General features: G+C 46.4%; 3 protein-coding genes and 1 pseudogene. 1 reads left to right on the plus strand and 3 read right to left on the minus strand.

Annotated features, from left to right (window positions below; all coding sequences use genetic code 11):
• Nucleotides 1–582: 582 nt before the first annotated feature.
• The 3 genes from H6G40_RS22560 to H6G40_RS22570 all read right to left on the minus strand — a co-directional run bounded on the left by H6G40_RS22560 (nt 583) and on the right by H6G40_RS22570 (nt 3,964).
• The gene (locus tag H6G40_RS22560) at nt 583–1,944 is read right to left on the minus strand and encodes a class-II fumarase/aspartase family protein (RefSeq protein ID WP_002735082.1); all 1,362 of its coding nucleotides are present in this window, start codon (nt 1,942–1,944) and stop codon (nt 583–585) included.
• Nucleotides 1,945–2,178: 234 nt separating this feature from the next.
• The gene (serC, locus tag H6G40_RS22565; protein WP_069474881.1) at nt 2,179–3,255 is read right to left on the minus strand and encodes a 3-phosphoserine/phosphohydroxythreonine transaminase; all 1,077 of its coding nucleotides are present in this window, start codon (nt 3,253–3,255) and stop codon (nt 2,179–2,181) included.
• Between the two features lie 22 nt (nt 3,256–3,277).
• A complete protein-coding gene (locus H6G40_RS22570) occupies nt 3,278–3,964 on the minus strand; it encodes a hypothetical protein (RefSeq protein ID WP_242028832.1) in 687 nt (228 codons plus the stop codon).
• Nucleotides 3,965–4,308: 344 nt separating this feature from the next.
• Here H6G40_RS22570 and H6G40_RS22575 point away from each other — a divergent pair.
• Nucleotides 4,309–4,493, plus strand: a pseudogene (locus H6G40_RS22575) (IS4/Tn5 family transposase DNA-binding protein); the annotation flags it as partial.

A 4,493-nucleotide genomic window follows, 5' to 3' on the forward strand; every position in this document is an offset into this window, starting at 1 on the left:
ATGATGCCCATCTGAAACATAAAAAAGAACTGGATTCCTTGCTGACTCTACGATTTCAGAAGTTTAATAAATCTCAGATTATGAACGTCTAAAGTATAGCAACTTAGGTTATTCTAGTCACAAAATTTCGAGACCGAATCCTGAAGGATAAAATCCAATACCTCGCGGGTTTTGGATTTTCTGGGGCTTATCGCCCAGATCATTGCAAGGGTTTCAGTATCCTTGTAAACGGGTAAATGGTGTTATCAAAAGAAGTATTGGGATAAAATCACTGTCCCTGATCGCCCCCCCAGATCTCGGTTCGGATTACGGGAAATCTGGAAAAAACCGGGACCGCTTTTGTTTTAAAGCTTTTCGACAAACTCTAAATAGGGTCTGCTGAAAAAGGTTTTCCTGGGGGTAGGAGTCAGTAGCTGGTCGTCAGTAGCCGGTCGTTTCAGGCTTTGTTGCCCTTGTTTTTTGTACCAAGCGATGTACTACAAGAAGGATAATGCAAGGTTTTTGAAAGTCCCAATCCTATTTTCGCAGCATGAACATCGGACTTTAACAGGTCAAAAGCCTTATTTTAAAAGGGTTTTACCATTATTCAGCAAGCCCTAAATAACGGTTAGATTGGTCGATAATCGCTTGCGTCAACTCCTTAGCCGCACCGATCCGGTTGGCCGGGCTCTGAATATCTTCTAGTTCGGAGCGACTCAGATGATTCTCTACCTGTGGGTGTTTCAGGAGATGATTAATAATCGGTTGTCCACTTTCATACGCTTGCATAGACGCTTCGTACACTACCGAATGCGCGGACTGCTTACCGATAATTTCTCCCAAAGCTATCATATATTGCTCGGAAAAAATGAAATCTTCCTGTACCCTTAGATTGGTCGCCATCTTGTCTTGACAGATATCCAACTTTTTCAATAACTTGCCGCATAAAGTCGCGGCGGCGGCAGTATAACTGCAAACTTCGGGAATACAGATCCAATCCGCTCGTAGGGAGCGAAGATCGCGATCGTCCTCGGCGATCATCGCTTCTAAAGACATGGCCACATTGTATTTTGTCATCCTCGCCAGAAGGACTACCTGGGCGGAAACTTCGGGATTTCGTTTATGGGGCATCGTTGACGAACCGAGTTTTCCTGGCGTGTAAGGTTCGGCTAATTCGGAACATTCCGTGCGAGACAATACATAGATCTCGTTACAAATTTTACCTAACGTTGATGCTGTCATCGATAAAAGCATCACGAACTCGGCGATCCGATCGCGTGCCGTATGCCAACTGGTGTTCGCCGGGTTGAGATGTAAACGTTTAGCCAACATTCGCATCGTTTCGATCCCCCTCGGTAAACAACTCATATTACCGACACCGCCGAAAAGGGAAATGACGAAAATACGTTCTTCCGCTTCATCCATCCGCTTCAAATGGCGGAGAAGTTCATCTAACCAGATCGCCACCCGATAGCCGAAAGTAGTGGTTAGCGCGTACTGACCTTGAGAACGGCCGACCATTAGGGTTTCTTTATGCTGGGTGGCCAATTCCGTTAGGGTTTGAGCGATCGCCCGAACATCCCGTCGGATTATTCGGAAAGCATCTAACATCTCTAACACCGTGGCCGTATCTTGAATATCTTGGGTGGTCGCCCCGTAGTGAATATATTCTCCGAGGCCGCCGCGACATACTCGTTGCACTTCCCTTAACAAAGGGACCAGGGAATGACTGGTAAGTTCTAAATCTATCTTGACCCGTTCTAAATCCAGATTCTCCAGTTTCGCTTTTTGGGCGATTTCCTCGGCCGCCTCGATCGGGATCACGCCCAGTTCACCCTGTACTAAAGCGAGGGCGGCTTCGATATTTAACCAGCGTTGATAGCGAGTTTCATCCGCGAAAATTAATTGCGTTTCCGGGGTGGTAAAACGTTTACCGTAAAATTTGGATTCAGTAATATGAGTCATAGATCGGTGATTTTTGTGATAAGTTACATCGATAAAAATTGTTGTTCTGGTGCGGCAAAGTGCGTCACTTTTTCTGTATTTGTCTCCAGAATAATAAGACTATAACCAACGGGTTTTTTTAACCATAAATTCTCTCGAATTCCTTCATAAAAAATTGTTGTTCTGGTGCGGCAAAGTGCGTCATTTTTTCTGTATTTGTCTCCAGAATAATAAGACTATAACCAACGGGTTTTTTTAACCATAAATTCTCTCGAATTCCTTCATAAATTCTACGAGAGCTTTGACACCTTCTATCGGCATCGCGTTATAGATAGAGGCGCGAATTCCACCGACCGATCGATGTCCTTTCAGGGCCAGCAGTCCCCGGTCACGACTTTCTTGTAAAAATAGATCGGTCAAAGAGCGATCGAGAAGATGAAAGGTAACGTTCATGGTTGATCGATCTTCCTGGCGCGCCACTCCCCGATAGAATTCCGTGGAATCCAAATAATCATAAATACATTTCGCCTTGGCATCATTCAAGCGTTCGATCGCCGCGATTCCCCCCAAACTTTCGATCCAGCGTAAGATCAGTTGCATCATGTAAATCGCGAAAGTATTGGGCGTATTATATAGGGAGCGATTCTTGGCGTAAATACTATAATCCAACAGTAAGGGAGTTTCCGGTAAAGCTTGGCCCAGTAGGTCGTCGCGGATAATCACCAACGCCAGGGCCGAGGGACCGAGATTTTTTTGAAACCCGGCATAAGTGACCCCGAATTGTGAATAGTCCATCCGTCTCGATAAAATCTCTGAAGTGGCATCCACGACCAGCGGAACTTTCACCGAGGGAAAGCGATTCCAACGAGTACCGTAAACAGTATTGTTACTGGTAATGTGCAGATAGGCCGCGTCTTCATCGCATTGAATCGATCGCTCGTCGGGAATTCGATCGAAATCGGTATCCGCGCTACTAGCCACCACCTGGGCGAGGCGCCGCGCTTCTTCCCAAGCTTGTCGGGCGAAATTTCCCGTTTCCACGTAGCTGGATTTGCGCGCGGGAGAGAGCGAGATCAAATTCAACGGGATCGCGGAAAACTGCATTCGCGCCCCACCGTGAACGAACAAAATTTTATAGTTAGCGGGCAAGTCGGTCAGTTGATAAAAAAGCCGTTCGGTTTCCTCCAAAACTTCCACGAAAATATCGGAGCGATGACCGATTTCAATAATCGAAGCCCCCGTGTTTCGGTAGTTGAGAAAGGTTTCTCGAACTTCCTCCATGACGACTTTCGGAAGCATGGCGGGGCCGGCTGAAAAATTGTAAATATTCATAAAACTTTTTTCCCTTTATAACCTAACGGATTTTCAGTTTTTCGATCAGTCCGTCAATGCCGTCTCGATCGAAACTCTCCACGCTCTCGCGCGCGGGGGAAGCGCGCTCCTGCAATCGTCGGGCCAGTAGTTCGATAAAGGGTAGTAACGCCGGTTCCCGTCGTTCCAAACTACGGGTGGCGATATTGAGTACCTCGCGTCCCCAATCGCCGAGCGATCGATCCTGTAAACTCGTCTCCCATCCTTGCGTTAATACCTCGCCAGAGCTAAAACGTACCTCCTCTAATCGCAAATCTCTCGTGAGACGATCGCAGGACTCGATATCTCCCAAACAACCCAAAAATAGGGCGAGCCAACTAAAAGTTTCGGTTCGGGACATGGCGGGCAGATGACGGATCTCGATAAAACTGTTGCACGGATTCTTCAGCACATCTCGCGCGCAACCCGTGGTCATCGCGGTCAGAATTGTTTCTACACTTTGGTTCAAATCGAGTTGTAATTTCATCCGAACGGCCGGCCAATAGAAAATTAATCCTTGCGCGAGGTCGCAGGGTTCACAGAATAGGGTTCGCCGACGATCGTGTAAGTCGATAAATTCCGCCTCTCCGAGATGGGCAAACTCCAAGGTACTGAGATCCGGATTCACGGGATAGTAAATTGTCCGTTCGCGAACCACCTCGAAGATGGGTTGCTCCCAAGCTTGAAGCATATAATCTTCCAAACTGGCGAAGAGCCGTCGCGGAAAATTTAGCCGACCTTGAAAGAAGGGATTCATCTCGGCTAAGGTACGATAGCCCTCGACTCTGAGCTATCCATTAGTCAGATTTTTCTTAACAAAAAGAGAAGAAACTTAAAAAAAGGGGAAACGATTGATAGGTATAGTTTTGAAAGAAGGAATTAAGGTGGAGGTAAGCAAAAAAATGGAGAAATGGGCAGCCCAAGAATTACAGTAAGTAGTCATGCAAAATAAATTTCCTAGTGAAGACAGGCAAGAGGCAATAGGCAAGAGGCAAAAGCTTTATCGAAATGTGTAATTAATTTTGCTTAGGTACTTATGCAGACCTAGGGGACACCAGAAGAAAGAAAAGGTTAATCAGTATCGTAGAAAACTTGGCCAGCCAATCTAGTACAAGTGTGCCACAAGCTTCGGGAAATCTAGCCGCAGCGAGTGCCACCTACGACTTTTGGAATTCCCCCTATTTTCACCCCTCAGATATAATTGCCGCCCAAGCCAAAAG

Source organism: Microcystis viridis FACHB-1342 (assembly GCF_014698335.1).
Classification (GTDB): domain Bacteria; phylum Cyanobacteriota; class Cyanobacteriia; order Cyanobacteriales; family Microcystaceae; genus Microcystis; species Microcystis ichthyoblabe_A.

Bases quoted from the DNA above. Each gene is read 5' to 3' on its own strand.
- serC (WP_069474881.1), bottom strand. From the start codon at position 3,255: ATGAATATTTACAATTTTTCAGCCGGCCCCGCCATGCTTCCGAAAGTC.
- H6G40_RS22570 (WP_242028832.1), bottom strand. From the start codon at position 3,964: ATGCTTCAAGCTTGGGAGCAACCCATCTTCGAGGTGGTTCGCGAACGG.
- H6G40_RS22560 (WP_002735082.1), bottom strand. From the start codon at position 1,944: ATGACTCATATTACTGAATCCAAATTTTACGGTAAACGTTTTACCACC.